Annotated in this window: 4 protein-coding genes; 1 reads left to right on the top strand and 3 read right to left on the bottom strand. The window is 60.7% G+C overall.

Going from position 1 to position 20,700, the window contains the following annotated elements:
- Positions 1-223: 223 nt before the first annotated feature.
- Genes AABM52_RS00835 through AABM52_RS00825 form a run of 3 tightly spaced genes read right to left on the bottom strand, consistent with a single transcriptional unit; the run spans position 224 to position 5,126 of the window.
- Complete coding sequence (locus AABM52_RS00835; protein ID WP_347909973.1) at positions 224-1,588, bottom strand: HlyD family type I secretion periplasmic adaptor subunit; 1,365 nt, start codon at positions 1,586-1,588, stop codon at positions 224-226.
- Positions 1,578-3,734 (bottom strand): type I secretion system permease/ATPase, encoded by a 2,157-nt coding sequence (locus tag AABM52_RS00830; protein ID WP_347909972.1) that lies wholly within the window; start codon positions 3,732-3,734, stop codon positions 1,578-1,580. Before AABM52_RS00830 ends, AABM52_RS00835 begins: the two co-directional genes overlap by 11 nt.
- A 42-nt stretch (positions 3,735-3,776) precedes the next feature.
- A complete protein-coding gene (locus tag AABM52_RS00825) occupies positions 3,777-5,126 on the bottom strand; it encodes a TolC family outer membrane protein (RefSeq protein WP_347909971.1) in 1,350 nt (449 codons plus the stop codon).
- 356 nt (positions 5,127-5,482) lie between these two features.
- On the opposite strand from AABM52_RS00825, the gene AABM52_RS00820 reads away from it, so the two are divergent.
- Positions 5,483-20,587 carry a retention module-containing protein gene (locus tag AABM52_RS00820; protein WP_347909970.1) on the top strand — a complete coding sequence of 5,035 codons (15,105 nt, stop codon included), beginning with the start codon at positions 5,483-5,485 and terminating at the stop codon, positions 20,585-20,587.
- Positions 20,588-20,700: the final 113 nt, after the last annotated feature.

Here is a 20,700-nt window from a genome sequence, read left to right as displayed (position 1 = left end):
AATAACGATATGGCGATTGCTAAGGGAAGGGAGGAATTGTGGTGTGACGTTATTTGTCACTTTCTGACAGGGTTGTGGTGTTTTGGCGGACGCTATCGCGAGCAAGCTCGCTTCCACAGGGGTCAGTGGAAACACAAAAATTGCGTTTCAACACAAATCCACTGTGGGAGCGAGCTTGCTCCGGGCGGCGTTCCGACGATGAGGTCATTAGCCTTGATGAAGATTACCGCTCGTGCAGCGCCTCAGCCCGCGCGCGGATGATCGGCTTGAGCAGGTAGCTCAGCACGGTCTTCTTGCCGGTGATGATGTCCACGGAAGCCACCATCCCCGGAATGATCAGCAACGGCTTTTCATCGGTGCCCAGGTGGCTCCGGTCGGTGCGCAGCTTGATGATGTAGTAGGTGGTCTTCTTGTCTTCATCGGTGATGGTGTCGGCGCCGATCTGCTCCAGCTTGGCCTTCAACCCGCCGTAGATGGTGTAGTCATAGGCGGTGAATTTCACCGTCGCTTCCTGTCCCGGATGCAGGAACGCGATGTCCTGCGGGCGGATCTTCGCCTCGACCAGCAAGGTGTCGTCCAGTGGCACGATTTCCACCAGGTCGCTGCCCGGCTGGATAACCCCGCCGATGGTATTGACCAGCAACTTGTTGACGATGCCCCGCACTGGCGAAGTGACCAGCGTCCGGCTGACCCGGTCTTCCAGGGCTTTCCCAGTGGCTTGGGCCTTGTTCAGGTCGGTGCGTGCTTCGTTGAGCTGGGTCAGGGCTTCGCTGCGGAACTTGCCGCGGGTTTCATCGACCTTGCGCTGCACTTCCTTGATTGCCGATTCGGCACGCGGAATGGCCAGGGTGGTGGCGTCGAGCTGACCACGGGTCTCCGCTTCGGCACGCCTTAGGCGCAGGACTTCCACCGGCGATACCGCGCCCTGGGCCACCAACGGCTCGGACATGCTGATTTCCTGACGCTGGAAGCCCAATTGCTGGCGATACTGCGCCTGCTTGGAAGTGAATTCGCGCAACTCTTGCTGGCGCTGGATCAACTGCTCCTGCAAGCCGCCAATTTCGTCGTGCAACTGTTGGCGGCGGCTTATGTAGAGCGACTCTTCGCTTTTGGCCTGACCCGGCACGGCCTTGAGCACGTCCTCGGGGAAGTTCAGCGGACGATCATCGACCTCGGCGCTCAGGCGTTCGACCCGCAGCAGCATCGACAACCGATCGGCCTCGGTTTCGCCGACGTTCGATGCAAATCGCGTGTCGTCCAGGCGAATCAGCGGTGCGCCGGCTTCGACGATCTGGCCTTCCTTGACGAACAGCTCGGCAACGATACCGCCTTCAAGGTTCTGGATTTTCTGGATCTTCGACGATGGAATCGCCTTGCCGTCGCCCTTGGTCACTTCGTCGATCACCGCGAAATTGGCCCAGAGCATCAGGAACACAAAGAACGCGATGATCGCCCAGATCGTCAGCCGCACCACGCGTGGCGCATCCTCGATCAGCGCCTTGTTGACCTCCGGCAGCGGCTGGCCCTCAAGTGAAGCAGAGCCTTTGAAGTAGCGACGGATCGAATCCTTACCCGACTTAAGCAACACTGATCTGCCCCTTCTTCAACGCTTCCATCACCGCGGCTTTCGGGCCGTCGGCGAGTATCTGCCCGCGGTCGATCACGATCAGCCGATCCACCAGCGATAACAGCGATGCGCGGTGCGTCACCAGCACCATGGTCTTGTTTTCGATCACCGCCGCCAGGCGCTGCTTGAGGCGCTCTTCACCTGTGTTGTCCATGGCGCTGGTCGGCTCGTCGAGCAGCAGGATCGGTGGGTTGAGCAACAATGCACGGGCCAGGGCGACGTTTTGCCGTTGACCGCCGGAAAGGTTCTGCCCACGCTCGCCGACTTGCAGTTCATAGCCCTGCGGATGCAGGCGCGCATACTCGTGGACGCCGGCCAGTTCTGCGGCTTGCAGCACCAGTTCGTCCTCGACATACCGCGCGCCGGAAACCAGGTTGTCGCGCAAGGTGCCGGCGAGCAACTGAATGTCCTGAGGCACGTAGCCGATGTTGTAGCGCAGCTCGCTGACGTCGATCTGGCGGATATCCACACCGTCGACCAACAGCGCGCCGTCATCCGGCTGGTACAACCCCACCAGCAATTTCGCCAGCGAGCTCTTGCCCGAGCCGCTTCGACCAATGATGCCGACCTTCTCGCCGGGACTGATCGACAGGTTGATGTTCTTCAGCGCCAGGTTCTGCTGTTGCGGGTAGGTGAAGTTGAGCTGGCGGCACTCAATACCGCCCTGCAGCACCTTGCGGCTGAGCGGACGCTCTTCGAAATTGCGCTCCTGGGGCAGTTCCATCATCTGGTCGACCGAGGTCATGGTCACCCGCGCCTGCTGATAACGAGTCAGCAGTCCGGACAGTGACGCCAGCGGGCTGAGCGCACGGCCACTGAGCATGTAGCAGGCAATCAGGCCGCCCATGCTCAGGTGACCGTCGATGATCTGGTACACGCCGAAGACGATCATGATCACCCCGGCCAGTTGCTGGATCAGCAAGGTGATGTTCATCGCCAGGCCGGAGAGCATTTTCACCCGCAACTCAAGACGACTGAGGGTGCCGATGGTCTGCTCCCACTGATACTGGCGTTCGCTTTCCGCGTTGTTGACCTTCACCGCGTCCAGGCCGGCCAGGGTTTCGATCAGGCTCGACTGACGCTCGGCCCCCAGCGCCATGGTCCGTTCCAGGGTCGCCACCAAGGGTTTCTGCAAGGCATAGCCGATGGCCAGGGCGATCGGGAATGCCAGCACCGGTATCCATACCAGGTGCCCGCCGAGGATCGCGATGACGATGAAAATCAGGATGGTGAACGGCAAGTCGATCAGGCTGGTCAGCGTCAGCGAGGCGAGGAAGTCCCGCAGGCTCTGGAACTCATGGATGTTCTGGGCAAAGCTGCCGACCCGTGCCGGCCGGTATTTCATGGCCATGCCGACGATGCGCTCGAACAGCGTGGCCGAGATGATCAGGTCGGTTTTCTTGCCGGCCAGATCCAGGCACAGGCTACGCAGGCTTTTCAGGATCAGGTCGAAGAGGTAGGCGCCCGTGATGCCGAGTGCCAGCACCCAGAGCGTCGCTTCGGCCTGGTTCGGCACGACGCGGTCGTAGACGTTCATCACGAACAATGGCGCGGCCATGGCAATGATGTTGATCAGAAAACTGGCGGCGATGGCGTCGACATACAACCAGCGCGAACGCTTGAGGGTGTCGCGGAACCACGAGCGCGCACGCGGAATCAGCGTGCCGTGGTTGACGTCGAACTTGTGCTGCGGCTGGGCGAAAAAGACCTTGCCGGTGTAGTCGTCGGCCAACAGTTCGCGGCTGACCAGGGACTCGCCGCCATCGCTTTCGCTGAGCAGCACCCGTACCTGATCTTCACCTTGCCAGCCGAGCAGGACGGCACTGCGACCGTCCTTGAGCAGCAACAATGCCGGCATGGCAATCGCCGGAATATCCTCCAGCTTGCGTTGCAGCACCCGGCCTTGCAGCCCCGCGCGAGCGGCCGCACGAGGCAGCAACTCGACACTCAAGCGCTGCTCGGGCAGCGGCAGGCCGGTGGTCAGCATTGCCGCGCTGGCAGGTTTCTGGTGCAGCATGCAAAGTGCGAGCAGACCATCCAGTAGCGGATCGTCATGCAACGCGCGCGGATCATGAATGAGTTGAACCCGACTGACTTCTGATTCCACGCTCGGCACTCTTGGCTAACAATTGAACAATGAAGGTCCTGCTCAATTCATACCGGGCAATTGGACCTTGGGCTTCACGTCGTTCTGCACAACGGATGCCAATGGTGCGACCACTCCCTGGCTCTTGAGCAACTCGCCCATGGTCGCCTTGATTCGGTACTGAGTAAATAACTGAATGTTCTTGATCTCCGCCAGACGGCGAGAAGAGGAGAATAGTTCGTTCTCACTGTCGAGCAAATCGAGCAGGGTGCGCTCTCCGAGGCTGAACTGACGCTGGTAGGCGGTACGCACGGCGGTGCTGTGATCGACGTATTGCTGGGCGATCGGCACCTGCGCGTTGGCATTGTTCTGGGCGTTCCAGGCCAGGCCCAGCTCTTCATTCAATTGGCGCAGGGCGTTGTTGCGGATATCCAGCGCCTGGTTCGACAGGTAGGACTTGGATTCCAGATCGGCCTTGTTGCTGCCACCGGAATACAGGTTGAAGCGCATGCGCAGCATGGCTTGCCATTCGTTGTTGTGGCCGTTCTGACCATCAATATCGTTGTCCGCGGTGCGACCCAACTCAGCATCGAAGCGCGGGTAGAACGTCGACTTGGCCGTGTCGTACTGCTTTTCGGCAGCGGCGATATCGGATTCGGCCGAGCGCAGGATCGGGCTGTTTTCCAGCATCTGCGCACGGGCTTCATTCAGGTTGGCCGGCATCAGCGCCATGAAACTTGCCGGGCGTTCCAGTTGATCCGGCATCTGGCCGACAGCGGAGAGGTAGTTGGTTTCGGCGTCAGCCAGATTGGTCTGCTCGGTGATCAGGTTGTTGCGTGCCTGGGCCATCCGCGCCTCGGCCTGATCAAGGTCGGCGCCGCTGCCGACGCCGCGCTGGGTGCGTAGCTGGATCTGGTCGTAAATGCGTTGGTGGCTCTTGAGGTTGTCCTCGGCCAGACGCACGAATTCGCGGCGGGTCAGCACGTCGAGATAGACCTGAGCCACGGTCAGCCCGGTGCGCTCGGAGGTACTCAGCAGCGAGTAGGCGCGGGAGTTGACGGTGGCTTGTTGACGCCCTACTTCGCTCGACGTCGCAAAACCGTCAAAGACCATCTGGGTCAGTCGCAAACTTGACTCACCACGATTCAGGGTTTCGAAGTGATTGTTGCTGCCGTCTCGCGTCGTCACGCTATCGGTGCCTTCACGACCATAACCGCCCAGCAGGTCGACCCGTGGCAAGTACCCACCCTTCGCAGCCTTCAACTGATAATCAGCAGCCAACCGGCTGTTGACGCCAGCCTGGACCTCCGGATGGACATCCAGCGCTTGTTGCATGGCTTCTGGTAAGGATTGCGCCTGGATGAATGACGCTGAAAGGACGAAAGGTAGAGCCATGAACAAAGGCGAACGCATTGTAGGAATTTCCCAGGACTTCTTGTCTTGAATCACAGCAACAGAACGCGCTGTGTCGGAAGATGGCAAGCGGAATGACCGTATGTCGGAAAGCTCAAAAGCGGAACTGGATCACATACCGAGGACAGGTCACAGCTCAAATATCAATGTGACATTACTGGGACGATTGTTTAGGATGGGACCCAGAAGGTCAATAGTTTGGCATAAAGTTAATAGCGAAAAAATATAGCCAAAATATTGACTAATTGCCGTGTCAAACTTGTGCATCTATTTTGCAATGTACGTCCAGACTGGTCGGCGCAGACGCCATCAGGTCTATGGAAGTCAACTGAACGTGACACCCCGGAGAGTCTTCAATGAGCAGTGTTGTTGCCATCGTCAAAAGCATTGTCGGTCAGGTTTTCGTGGTGTCCCCAGAGGGCATCCGCCGCGTTCTCGTTGAAGGCGACAAACTGTTTGCCGGCGACCAGATCGACACTGGCCTTTCCGGTGCCGTGTCCCTGGAACTGGCCGATGGCCGCACCCTCGATCTGGGCCGTGACACCCAGTGGAGCGCTGACGCCCCGGACTCCGGCACTGATCTGGCAGCCGCCACCGCACAAGCCGCGCCGTCCGTTGAAGAGCTGCAACAAGCCATTGCCGCCGGCGCCGACCCGACCAAAGATCTTGAAGCCACCGCTGCAGGTCCGACGGCGTCGGGTTCTGGTGGTGCCGCCGGTGGCGGTCACAGCTTTGTGATGCTTGACGCCACGGCTGGCCGCGTCGACCCGACCATTGGTTTCCCGACCGCGGGCATCAACTCTGCCGGGCAAACGACCCTGGAAATCCCGGGTAGCCAGTCCACCAACGCCAACGTTAATGCCAACGCCAATACCCCGAGTGATTCAGCCCTCAGCCTCAGTGCCACGCCGACCATCACCGAGGCCGGTGGCGTGCTGGTGTACACCGCGACCTTGACCCAGGCACCGCTGAGCGACCTGACTGTCACCTTGTCCAACGGCGCCGTGATCGTGATTCCTGCGGGTTCAACCACCGGCACCGTCAACGTGCCACTGGCTGCGAACGACACTGTCTATAACGACGCGAACCAGATCGAAGTAACTGTCACCGGCACCAGCGGCGGCAACGGCATCACAGTAACGCCGCCGACGACCCCGGCCGTGACCCAGGTCACCGATACCGTCGACACCACCACAGTCACCCTGACGGCCGGCAATACCGTCACCGAAGGTGGCCAGATCACCTACACGGCGACACTGACCAATCCGGCGCAGACGCCAGTAACCGTCACTCTGTCCAACGGCTCGACCATCACCATTGAAGCCGGCAAGACCAGTGGCAGCGTCGATGTGCCAACGGCGGCCAACGACGTTTACAACAATGGCAGCACCGTCAGCACTACCATTACCGGCGCCACCGGTGGCAACTTCGAAAACCTGGTGCCGAATACCACGCCAGCCGTGACCACCATCACCGATTCCGTGGACAGCACCGGCCTGACCCTCACCGCCACCGGCAACATCACCGAAGGCGGTCAGATCACCTACACCGCCACCCTGAGCAACCCGGCCGGCACGCCGATGACCGTGACCTTGAGCAATGGCTCGGTCATCACCATCGAAGCGGGCCAGACCACTGGCAGCGTCAACGTGCCGACTGCGGTCAACGACGTTTATGTGAATGGCAGCACCGTCAGTACCACCATCACCGGCACCACCGGCGGCAACTTCGAAAACCTGGCGCCCAACACCACGCCAGCCGTGACCACCATCACCGACTCCGTGGACAACACCGGGCTGATCCTGACCGCCACCGGCAACATCACCGAAGGTGGCCAGATCACCTACACCGCGACACTGAGCAACCCGGCCGGCACACCGATGACCGTGACCTTGAGCAATGGCTCGGTCATCACCATCGAAGCGGGCCAGACCACTGGCAGCGTCAACGTGCCGACTGCGGTCAACGACGTTTATGTGAATGGCAGCACCGTCAGCACCACCATCACCGGCACCACCGGCGGCAACTTCGAAAACCTGGCGCCCAACACCACGCCAGCCGTGACCACCATCACCGACTCCGTGGACAACACCGGGCTGACGCTGACCGCCACCGGCAGCATCACCGAAGGCGGTCAGATCACCTACACCGCGACCCTGAGCAACCCGGCCGGCACGCCGATGACCGTGACCTTGAGCAATGGCTCGGTCATCACCATCGAAGCGGGCCAGACCACTGGCAGCGTCAACGTGCCGACTGCGGTCAACGACGTTTATGTGAATGGCAGCACCGTCAGCACCACCATCACCGGTACCACTGGCGGCAACTTCGAAAACCTGGTGCCCAACACCACCCCGGCCGTGACCACCATCACCGACTCCGTGGACAACACCGGGCTGACGCTGACCGCCACCGGCAGCATCACCGAAGGCGGTCAGATCACCTACACCGCGACCCTGAGCAACCCGGCCGGCACGCCGATGACCGTGACCTTGAGCAATGGCTCGGTCATCACCATCGAAGCGGGCCAGACCAGTGGCAGCGTCAACGTGCCGACTGCGGTCAACGACGTTTACAACAACGGCAGCACCGTCAGCACCACCATCACCGGCACCACCGGCGGCAACTTTGAAAACCTGGTGCCGAACACCACGCCGGCTGTGACCACCATCACCGACTCCGTGGACAACACCACGATCACCCTGACGGCCGGCAACACCGTCACCGAAGGTGGCCAGATCACCTACACCGCGACACTGACCAATCCGGCGCAGACGCCAGTAACCGTCACTCTGTCCAACGGTTCGACCATTACCATTGCCGCCGGCCAGACCAGCGGCACCGTTGTGGTCGAGACCCCGGCCAACGACGTTTACAACAACGGCAGCACCGTCAGCACCACCATCACCGGCACCACCGGCGGCAACTTCGAAAACCTGGTGCCCAACACCACGCCGGCCGTGACCACCATCACCGACTCCGTGGACAACACCGGGCTGATCCTGACCGCCACCGGCAACATCACCGAAGGCGGCCAGATCACCTACACCGCGACCCTGAGCAATCCGGCCGGCACGCCGATGACCGTGACCTTGAGCAACGGCTCGGTCATCACCATCGAAGCGGGCCAGACCACTGGCAGCGTCAACGTGCCGACTGCGGTCAACGACGTTTATGTGAATGGCAGCACCGTCAGCACCACCATCACCGGCACCACCGGCGGCAACTTCGAAAACCTGGTGCCCAACACCACGCCAGCCGTGACCACCATCACCGACTCCGTGGACAACACCGGCCTGACCCTGACGGCCAACGGCAACATCACCGAAGGCGGTCAGATCACCTACACCGCGACCCTGAGCAACCCGGCCGGCACACCGATGACCGTGACTTTGAGCAACGGCTCGGTCATCACCATCGAAGCGGGCCAGACCACTGGCAGCGTCAACGTGCCGACTGCGGCCAACGACGTTTACGTGAATGGCAGCACCGTCAGCACCACCATTGCCGGCACCACCGGCGGCAACTTTGAAAACCTGGTGCCGAACACCACGCCGGCCGTGACCACCATCACCGACTCCGTGGACAACACCGGGCTGACCCTCACCGCCACCGGCAACATCACCGAAGGCGGTCAGATCACCTACACCGCGACCCTGAGCAACCCGGCCGGCACGCCGATGACCGTGACCTTGAGCAATGGCTCGGTCATTACCATTGAAGCGGGCCAGACCAGTGGCAGCGTCAACGTGCCGACTGCGGCCAACGACGTTTACGTGAATGGCAGCACCGTCAGCACCACCATTGCCGGCACCACCGGCGGCAACTTTGAAAACCTGGTGCCGAACACCACGCCAGCCGTGACCACGATTTCCGATGTGATCGACAAGGTCACCGTTACCATCGAAAGCGCTGGTCCGGTACTGGAGAACCAGGCACCGACTTTCACCATCAAACTCGACCAGAAGTTGGATCACGACCTGACGGTGACTCTCAGCAATGGCCAAACTGTGGTCATCGCCGCAGGCGCAACTCAAGTTAGCTATGCATTACCGGTGCAAGGTGATGACGTCTACAAGGATGGCGGCAGCGCCTCACTGGGTATCGCTGATGCTAGCGTTGCCGGTAAGACGTTTGAGAATCTAGTCATTGGCGGTCCTGCGTCGGTTGCTATCAACGACACCGTCAGCGAAGTCATCGCCACTCTGACCGCGGACAAATCCAGCGTGGCTGAAGGTGGTCAGGTCACCTACACCGTGACCCTGACCAACGCGGCCGGTCTGCCGATCAACAACCACGGCCCGCTGGAGTTCACCCTCTCCGACGGCACCAAGATCACCGTTCCGGCCAATACCGCGACTGGCACAGCGACCATCACCGCTGCCGATGACGTGTTCACCGGCGGTCAGGCACCGATCGTCAACAAGCTGGAATCGGTCAGCGGCGCGGACAATTTCGAGAAGCTGACCCTGGGCAAGGACCAGCTCACCACCACCGTCACCGACGAACCGGGTTCGGGCACCCCGAGCGACAACCAGGGCGACAAGGTCACCGTCAGCATCGAAGGCAATGGCGGTGTGCAGGAAAACCTTGCGCCGACCTTCACCGTCAAGGTTGACCAGAAGCTCGATCACGACCTGAAGGTCACCCTGAGCAATGGCGACACCGTCACCATTGAAGCCGGCAAGCTGTCGGCCATCTACACCGCACCGGTGCAGGGTGACGACGTCTACAAGGATGGTCAGACCCTCACGGTTGGTGTCACCGACGCCAGCGTCGACGGCAAGGCCTTCGAAAACCTGGTGATCGACGGCACCGCGGCCAACGTGGCCATCACCGACACCGTCAGCGAAGTCATTGCCACCCTGACCGCGGACAAATCCACCGTGGCCGAAGGTGGTTCGGTAACTTACACCGTGACCCTGACCAACGCGGCCGGCCTGCCGTTGAACAATCACGGTGAACTCACTTTCACCCTGACCGATGGCACCAAGATCACTGTCCCGGCCAATACCGCGACTGGCACGGCGACCATCACCGCTGCCGACGACGCGTTCACCGGCGGTCAGGCACCGATCGTCAACAAACTGGAATCGGTCAGCGGCGCGGACAATTTCGAGAAGCTGACCCTGGGCAAGGATCAGTTCACTACCACTGTCACCGATGAACCGGGCTCGGGCACCCCGAGCGACAACCAGGGCGACAAGGTCACCGTCAGCATCGAAGGCAATGGCGGCGTGCAGGAAAACCTTGCGCCGACCTTCACCGTAAAGGTCGACCAGAAATTGGACCATGACCTCAAGGTCACCCTGAGCAACGGTGACACCGTCACCATTGAAGCCGGCAAGCTGTCGGCCATCTACACCGCACCGGTGCAGGGCGACGACGTCTACAAGGATGGTCAGACCCTCACGGTTGGCATCAGCGATGCGACGGTTGATGGCAAATCGTTTGAGAACCTGGTCATTGGTGGCGAAGCCAAGGTCGAAATCACCGACACCGTCAGCGAAGTGATCGCGACCCTGACTGCGGACAAATCCACCGTGGCTGAAGGCGGTTCGGTGACTTACACCGTGACCCTGACCAACGCGGCGGGTCTGCCAATCAATAACCACGGTCCGTTGGAGTTCACCCTCTCCGATGGCACGAAGGTGACTGTTCCAGCGAATGGGACCTCCGGTTCTGTAACCATCACCGCTGCCGATGACGTGTTCACTGGTGGCCAAACGCCAATCGTCAACAAACTGGAATCGGTCAGCGGTGCTGACAATTTCGAAAAACTGACCCTGAGTCAGACCGCAGTTGAAACCACCGTCACCGACGAACCGGGTTCGGGCACCCCGACCGACAACCATGGCGACAAGGTCACCGTCAGCATCGAAGGCAATGGCGGCGTACAGGAAAACCTTGCGCCGACCTTCACCGTCAAGGTTGACCAGAAGCTCGATCACGACCTGAAGGTCACCCTGAGCAATGGCGACACCGTCACCATTGAAGCGGGCAAGTTGTCGGCCATCTACACCGCACCGGTGCAGGGTGACGACGTCTACAAGGACGGCCAGACCCTCTCGATTGGTGTCACCGACGCCAGCGTCGACGGAAAGGCGTTCGAAAACCTGGTGATCGACGGCACCGCGGCCAACGTGGCCATCACTGACACCGTCAGCGAAGTCATCGCCACCCTGACCGCGGACAAATCCACCGTGGCTGAAGGCGGTTCGGTGACTTACACCGTGACCCTGACCAACGCGGCGGGTCTGCCAATAAATAACCACGGCCCGTTGGAGTTCACCCTCTCCGATGGCACGAAGGTGACTGTTCCAGCGAATGGGACCTCCGGTTCTGTAACCATCACCGCTGCCGATGACGTGTTCACTGGTGGCCAAGCGCCAATCGTCAACAAACTGGAATCGGTCACTGGCGCAGACAACTTCGAAAAACTGACCCTGAGTCAGACCGCAGTTGAAACTACCGTCACCGACGAACCGGGCTCGGGCACCCCGACCGACAACCAGGGCGACAAGGTCACCATCAGCATCGAAGGCAATGGCGGTGTGCAGGAAAACCTCGCGCCGACCTTCACCGTCAAGGTTGACCAGAAGCTCGATCACGACCTGAAGGTCACCCTGAGCAACGGTGACACCGTCACCATTGAAGCGGGCAAGTTGTCGGCCATCTACACCGCACCGGTGCAGGGTGACGACGTCTACAAGGACGGCCAGACCCTCTCGATTGGTGTCACCGACGCCAGCGTCGACGGAAAGGCGTTCGAAAACCTGGTGATCGACGGTACCGCGGCCAACGTGGCCATCACCGACACCGTCAGCGAAGTCATTGCCACCCTGACCGCGGACAAATCCAGCGTGGCTGAAGGTGGTTCGGTAACTTACACCGTGACCCTGACCAACGCGGCCGGACTGCCGTTGAACAATCACGGTGAACTCACTTTCACCCTGACCGATGGCACCAAGATCACTGTCCCGGCCAATACCACGACTGGCACGATGACCATCACCGCTGCCGACGACGTGTTCACCGGCGGTCAGGCACCGATCGTCAACAAACTGGAATCGGTCAGCGGTGCTGACAATTTCGAAAAACTGACCCTGAGTCAGACCGCAGTTGAAACCACCGTCACCGACGAACCGGGTTCGGGCACCCCGACCGACAACCATGGCGACAAGGTCACCGTCAGCATCGAAGGCAATGGCGGCGTACAGGAAAACCTTGCGCCGACCTTCACCGTCAAGGTTGACCAGAAGCTCGATCACGACCTGAAGGTCACCCTGAGCAATGGCGACACCGTCACCATTGAAGCGGGCAAGTTGTCGGCCATCTACACCGCACCGGTGCAGGGTGACGACGTCTACAAGGACGGCCAGACCCTCTCGATTGGTGTCACCGACGCCAGCGTCGACGGAAAGGCGTTCGAAAACCTGGTGATCGACGGCACCGCGGCCAACGTGGCCATCACTGACACCGTCAGCGAAGTCATTGCCACCCTGACCGCGGACAAATCCAGCGTGGCTGAAGGTGGTTCGATCACCTACACCGTGACCCTGACCAACGCGGCCGGACTGCCGTTGAACAATCACGGTGAACTCACTTTCACCCTGACCGATGGCACCAAGATCACTGTCCCGGCCAATACCACGACTGGCACGATGACCATCACCGCTGCCGACGACGTGTTCACCGGCGGTCAGGCACCGATCGTCAACAAACTGGAATCGGTCAGCGGTGCTGACAATTTCGAAAAACTGACCCTGAGTCAGACCGCAGTTGAAACCACCGTCACCGACGAACCGGGTTCGGGCACCCCGACTGACAACCATGGCGACAAGGTCACCGTCAGCATCGAAGGCAATGGCGGCGTGCAGGAAAACCTCGCCCCGACCTTCACCGTAAAGGTCGACCAGAAATTGGACCATGACCTCAAGGTCACCCTGAGCAACGGTGACACCGTCACCATTGAAGCCGGCAAGCTGTCGGCCATCTACACCGCACCGGTGCAGGGCGACGACGTCTACAAGGATGGTCAGACCCTCACGGTTGGCATCAGCGATGCGACGGTTGATGGCAAATCGTTTGAGAACCTGGTCATTGGTGGCGAAGCCAAGGTCGAAATCACCGACACTGTCAGTGAAGTGATCGCCACCCTGACTGCGGACAAATCCACCGTGGCTGAAGGCGGTTCGGTGACTTACACCGTGACCCTGACCAACGCGGCGGGTCTGCCAATAAATAACCACGGCCCGTTGGAGTTCACCCTCTCCGACGGCACCAAGATCACCGTTCCGGCCAATACCGCGACTGGCACAGCGACCATCGCCGCTGCCGATGACGTGTTCACCGGCGGCCAAGCGCCGATCGTCAACAAGCTGGAATCGGTCAGCGGCGCTGACAATTTCGAGAAGTTAACCCTGGGCAAGGATCAGCTCACCACCACTGTCACCGATGAGCCATCCGGTCAGGGCGACAAGGTCACCATCAGCATCGAAGGCAATGGCGGCGTGCAGGAAAACGTCGCGCCGACCTTCACCGTCAAGGTCGACCAGAAATTGGACCATGACCTCAAGGTCACCCTGAGCAACGGTGACACCGTCACCATTGAAGCGGGCAAGTTGTCGGCCATCTACACCGCACCGGTGCAGGGTGACGACGTCTACAAGGACGGCCAGACCCTCTCGATTGGTGTCACCGACGCCAGCGTCGACGGCAAGTCCTTCGAAAACCTGGTGATCGACGGCACCGCGGCCAACGTGGCCATCACTGACACCGTCAGCGAAGTCATTGCCACTTTGACCGCGGACAAATCCACCGTGGCTGAAGGCGGTTCGGTGACTTACACCGTGACCCTGACCAACGCGGCGGGTCTGCCGATCAATAACCACGGTCCGTTGGAGTTCACCCTCTCCGACGGCACCAAAATCACCGTTCCAGCGAACGGGACCTCTGCTTCCGCCACCATCATCGCCAAAGATGACGTCTACACCGGCGGCCAAGCGCCGATCGTCAACAAGCTGGAGTCGGTCAGCGGTGCTGACAATTTCGAGAAGCTGACCCTGGGCAAGGACCAGTTCACTACCACTGTCACCGATGAGCCATCCGGCCAGGGCGACAAGGTCACGGTGAGCATCGCCAGCAACGGCGGTGTGCAGGAAAACGTCGCGCCGACCTTCACCGTCAAGGTCGACCAGAAATTGGACCATGACCTCAAGGTCACCTTGAGCAATGGCGACACCGTCACCATTGAAGCGGGCAAGTTGTCGGCCATCTACACCGCACCGGTGCAGGGCGACGACGTCTACAAGGACCCAAGCAACCTGAGCCTGACCGTCGGCTCGGCCAGCGTCGATGGCAAGGCGTTCGAAAACCTGGTGATCGACGGCAACGCGGCCAACGTGGCCATCACCGACACCGTCAGCGAAGTCATTGCCACCCTGACCGCGGACAAATCCAGCGTGGCTGAAGGTGGTTCTATCACCTACACCGTGACCCTGACCAACGCGGCCGGCCTGCCAATCAATAACCACGGTCCGTTGGAGTTCACGCTGTCCGACGGCACGAAGGTGACTGTTCCAGCGAACGGGACCTCTGCTTCCGCCACCATCATCGCCAAAGATGACGTCTACACCGGCGGCCAAGCGCCGATCGTCAACAAGCTGGAGTCGGTCAGCGGTGCTGACAATTTCGAGAAGCTGACCCTGGGCAAGGACCAGTTCACCACCACCGTCACCGATGAGCCTTCAGGCCAGGGCGACAAGGTCACGGTGAGCATCGCCAGCAACGGCGGTGTGCAGGAAAACGTCGCGCCGACCTTCACCGTCAAGGTCGACCAGAAATTGGACCATGACCTCAAGGTCACCTTGAGCAATGGCGACACCGTCACCATTGAAGCGGGCAAGTTGTCGGCCATCTACACCGCACCGGTGCAGGGCGACGACGTCTACAAGGACCCAAGCAACCTGAGCCTGACCGTCGGTTCGGCCAGCGTCGATGGCAAGGCCTTCGAAAACCTGGTGATCGACGGCACGGCGGCCAATGTGGCCATCACCGACACCGTCAGCGAAGTCATTGCCACTTTGACCGTGGACAAAGCCACCGTCGCCGAAGGTGGCCAGGTCACCTACACCGTGACCCTGACCAACGCGGCCGGTCTGCCGATCAATAACCACGGTCCGTTGGAGTTCACCCTCTCCGACGGCACCAAGATCACCGTTCCAGCGAACGGGACCTCCGCATCTGCCACCATCATCGCCAAGGATGACGTCTATACCGGCGGCCAAGCGCCGATCGTCAACAAACTGGAATCGGTCAGCGGCGCTGACAATTTCGAGAAGCTGACCCTGGGCAAGGACCAGTTCACCACCACCGTCACCGATGAGCCATCCGGCCAAGGCGACAAGGTCACGGTGAGCATCGCCAGCAATGGCGGCGTGCAGGAAAACCTCGCGCCGACCTTCACCGTCAAGGTCGACCAGAAATTGGACCATGACCTCAAGGTCACCTTGAGCAACGGCGGCACTGTCACCATTGAAGCGGGCAAGTTGTCGGCCATCTACACCGCACCGGTGCAGGGCGACGACGTCTACAAAGACCCGAGCAACCTGAGCCTGACCGTCGGTTCGGCCAGCGTCGACGGCAAGTCCTTCGAAAACCTGGTGATCGACGGTACGGCGGCCAACGTGGCCATCACCGACACCGTCAGCGAAGTCATTGCCACCCTGACCGCGGACAAATCCACCGTCGCCGAAGGTGGCTCGATCACCTACACCGTGACCCTGACCAACGCGGCCGGCCTGCCAATCAATAACCACGGTCCGTTGGAGTTCACGCTGTCCGACGGCACGAAGGTGACTGTTCCAGCGAACGGGACCTCTGCTTCCGCCACCATCATCGCCAAAGATGACGTCTACACCGGCGGCCAAGCGCCGATCGTCAACAAGCTGGAGTCGGTCAGCGGCGCGGACAACTTCGAGAAGTTGACCCTGGGCAAGGATCAGTTCACTACCACTGTCACCGATGAGCCATCCGGCCAGGGCGACAAGGTCACGGTGAGCATCGCCAGCAACGGCGGTGTGCAGGAAAACGTCGCGCCGACCTTCACCGTCAAGGTTGACCAGAAGCTCGATCACGACCTCAAGGTCACCTTGAGCAATGGCGACACCGTCACCATTGAAGCGGGCAAGTTGTCGGCCATCTACACCGCACCGGTGCAGGGCGACGACGTCTACAAAGACCCGAGCAACCTGAGCCTGACCGTCGGTTCGGCCAGCGTCGACGGCAAGTCCTTCGAAAACCTGGTGATCGACGGTACGGCGGCCAATGTGGCCATCACCGACACCGTCAGCGAAGTCATTGCCACCCTGACCGCGGACAAATCCACCGTCGCCGAAGGTGGCTCGATCACCTACACCGTGACCCTGACCAACGCGGCCGGTCTGCCGATCAATAACCACGGTCCGTTGGAGTTCACGCTGTCGGACGGCACCAAAATCACCGTTCCAGCGAACGGGACCTCTGCTTCCGCCACCATCATCGCCAAGGATGACGTCTATACCGGCGGCCAAGCGCCGATCGTCAACAAGCTGGAATCGGTCAGCGGCGCTGACAATTTCGAGAAGCTGACCCTAGGCAAGGACCAGTTCACCACCACCGTCACCGACGAAGCAGGTTCGGGTACGCCGAATACGCCGGCCAACACCGGTGACGTCACCACCATCAGCATCTCGGGTGATACCTCCGTCGTCGAGGGTCAGGCCTCGCATTACACCCTCGCGCTGACCAACCCGGCTCACGGTGAAGTGACCGTAACCCTGACCTACTCCGGCACAGCAGCCAATGGTGTGGACTTCACTGGCGTGACGACGGTCAAGATCCCGGCGAATGCCAGCAGCGTGCCGTTCGACATTTCGACCATCGATGACCGGATCACCGAAAGCACCGAAAACTTCGTGGTCAAGATCGACTCGGCCACCGGCGGTAACTTCGAGAAACTGGCGATCAGCGCTTCCAATGGCAGCGTCAACACTTCGATCATCGACAACGATGCACCACCAGTACTGGACCTCGACGCCAACAACTCCAGCGGCACTACCGGGGCCGACTACAAGGTGACCTTCACCGAGAACACCCCGGGTGCAGGCGTGTCGATCGCCGACACCGACATCAGCATCACCGATCCGGACAGCACCAAGCTGACCGGCGCGACCATCGTGCTGACCAACCGTCAGGACGGCGATGCGCTGAACCTGGGCAACAGCGTCAACGGCATCACCATCAATGCCAACAGCACCAATGGCACCGTCACCCTGACCCTGTCGGGTAACGCGACGCTGGCCGACTACATGCAGCAGATCAAGAACATCACCTTCACCAACAACAGTGAAAACCCGAACACCGTGCCACGCACCATCACCGTGACGGTGACCGATGGCAGCAACTACTCCAACACCGCGACCACCACGGTCAACGTGGTGGCGGTCAATGATGCACCGGTCGCAGCACCGGCCAATGTCACCGGCATCGAAGACACGCCGCTGGTCCTCGGCTGGTCGACCTTCGGCGTCAGCGACGTCGACAGTCCGGCGACCAGCCTGGGCGTGAAAATCACCCAACTGCCGGGCGAGGGCAAACTGCAGTACCTGGACGGTTCGACCTGGAAAGACGTCGCCGCCAACCAGACCTTCAGCAAAGCCGACATCGACGCTGGCAAACTGCGCTTCATGCCGGATGCCAACGAATCGGGCGTGGACGGTTACGGCCCTGGCACCGGCGACCAAAAGGCTGACTACGCGCAACTCCAGTTCCAGCCAACCGACGGCCAGACGCTGGGCAATACCGGCACGATCAAGATCGACATCACTCCAGTGGCGGATGCCCCGACCCTGAGCGTTGCCGACAACAGCGTAAGGTCCACCGGGTTGATCAAGGAAGTCTGGACCGGTCTGTCGGGCCTGGGCACCAGCGGAAACGGCGCGGACTCGACCACGCTGAAAAACGTGATCGACGCCGCGGGCGCACCGAACTCCAAAGGCACCGTGACCAACGTGCAGTCCGACGGTAGCGTGACCGCCGGTACGGCCTCGAAAACTTCCGGCCTGATCTACCTCGAAGCCGGCAAGACCTACACCTTCAGCGGTACTGGCGATGACAGCCTGCTGGTGACCATCGGCGGCAAGAACGTCGCCGCGATCACCTGGGGCGCGGGCGGCAACCTCAATGGTTCGTACACCCCGACCACCAGCGGCTACTACACCCTGGACATCTACCACCACAACCAGAGTGGCCCGGGCAGCTATGACGTCAACCTGTCGGTCAATGGCAGCACACCGATCGACCTGAGCAGTGCCGGCGTACCGATTTACACCGGTGTGTCGGACCTGGTGAATGCCGGCGTGACCGTATCCGACTTGCACGGCACCAATGGCGAAGGCTACTACGACGGTTACAAATTCAATACCGGCGCCGAAGGCACCAGTGTGAAATTGTCCGCCATCACCACCGCGCTGACCGACACCGACGGCTCGGAAAGCCTGAGCCTGAAGATCAGCGGTATGCCTGTCGGCTCGGTGCTCACCGACAGCGCCGGACACACCTTCACGGTCACCGCGACCAATGGCGAGGCCAACGTGACAGGCTGGAGCCTCGGCTCTCTGGCCGTCACTCCACCACCGTACTACAACGGCCAGTTCAACCTGACCGTGACCTCGACCTCCACCGAGACCCTGGGTGGTTCGGCCAGCAGCACTTCGCAGATCCCTGTGACCGTGTTCCCGGCGACCTACAACGCCGTCACCGCCACCGCGGCCGATGACACCGTCACCGGCACCGACGGTAATGACATCATCGTCGCCGACATCGGCGGCCTGACTGTGGTGCCGGGCACCAACTACAACATCGCCTTCATGGTCGACAGCTCCGGCAGTATGAGTTCCTCGTCGATCAACTCGGCCAAGGACTCGCTGACGTCGGTGTTCAACACCCTCAAGCAAAGCCTGGGCAGCAACTCGGGCACGGTGAACATCTTCCTGGTGGACTTCGATACTCAGGTCAACAAGTCGGTATCGGTGAACCTCAATGACTCCAATGCGCTGACTCAGTTGAAGGCGACGCTGGACTCGATGTCGTCCGGCGGCGGCACCAACTACGAGGACGTGTTCAAAACCACGGCCAACTGGTTCCAGAGTGCGAGCGCCATAGCCAACACCGGGGCGAAGAACCTCACGTATTTCATTACTGACGGCAAGCCGACTTACTACCAGAGCGGCGAGTCGACCAACCCGACCCTGTATGGCAGCACCACACTCGATAGCCTGGTCACAACCAGCAACTATCAGCTGGGTAAAGCGATCAGCCTGTTCCCCGACAGCACGCACCAGATCGACATTAGCGCCTCGGGCCAAGTGACGGTCTGGACCAAGACCAGCAACGGCAACAACGGCAACGGCAACGGCAACGGCAGCGGAGGCTGGTCATCCAAGGACTTCGGCTATCTGCATGCCCAGGGTGACGGCACCTACGAGTTTTCGGGTCGTGATGGCGACGGCAGCAACACCGACTGGGACACCACCAGCAACTCCACCGGCAGTTTTGCACTGCTGAGCAACCTGTCGAATGTCGAGGCCATTGGCCTCAACAGCGGAGTGAGCCTCAACGACCTGAAGCCGTACGACTCGAATCAGACGCCGCAAACCAACATCGATCCGAAGGATCTGGCCAATTCGATCATCGGCCACACCGAAACGACGATGCCGGGTCACGACACCGTCAGCGGGGGCGAAGGCAACGACATCCTGTTCGGCGACCTGGTGAGCTTCAATGGCATTGCCGGCGAGGGTTACCAGGCCATGCAAGCCTTCGTGGCGCAGCAATCCGGCGTGGACGTGAGCAAAGTCTCCGCCAGCAACGTGCACCAGTACATCACCGAGCATTACACCGCGTTCGATGTGTCCGGTGCCCATGACGGCAACGACACCCTGTTGGGCGGTGCGGGCAATGACATCCTGTTCGGCTCGGGCGGTAACGACAACCTCGACGGTGGCAAGGGCAATGACATCTTGCTCGGCGGCACCGGCAACGACTCGTTGATGGGCGGACAGGGCAACGACATCCTGATCGGTGGTTCCGGCGGTGATACCTTCGTCTGGAAAGCGGGCGACACCGGCAACGACGTGATCAAGGACTTCAAGGCCAGCGAAGGCGACCGGATCGACCTGCGCGATCTGTTGCAGGGCGAAACCGGCAGCACCATCGACAACTTCCTGAAGATCAGCACGGTCGATGGCGTGTCGTCGCTGCAAGTCAGCTCGGCCGGCCAGTTCAACTCTGGCAACGCCGCAGCCGCCACGCCGGACGTGACGATCAAGCTGGAGGGCAACAACTGGTCAAGCGCCAACCTGCACAACCTGATTGCCGGTAGCGACCCGACCATCAAAATCGATCACAACAACAGCTGATGCATGAAAACGGCCGCTCCCTATGGGGCGGCCGTCACGTTTGCGCTCACTGCCCGGTGACGATTTCGTCGCTGCGCCACATACTGGCGTGCCGTTGACCTATGCTGCTGACA

Source organism: Pseudomonas grandcourensis (assembly GCF_039909015.1).
GTDB lineage: Bacteria > Pseudomonadota > Gammaproteobacteria > Pseudomonadales > Pseudomonadaceae > Aquipseudomonas > Aquipseudomonas grandcourensis.
This window is presented reverse-complemented; position numbering and strand designations above follow the sequence as displayed.

Coding starts and splice junctions, on each gene's coding strand:
- AABM52_RS00825 (WP_347909971.1), bottom strand. CDS start 5,126: ATGCGTTCGCCTTTGTTCATGGCTCTACCTTTCGTCCTTTCAGCGTCA.
- AABM52_RS00820 (WP_347909970.1), top strand. CDS start 5,483: ATGAGCAGTGTTGTTGCCATCGTCAAAAGCATTGTCGGTCAGGTTTTC.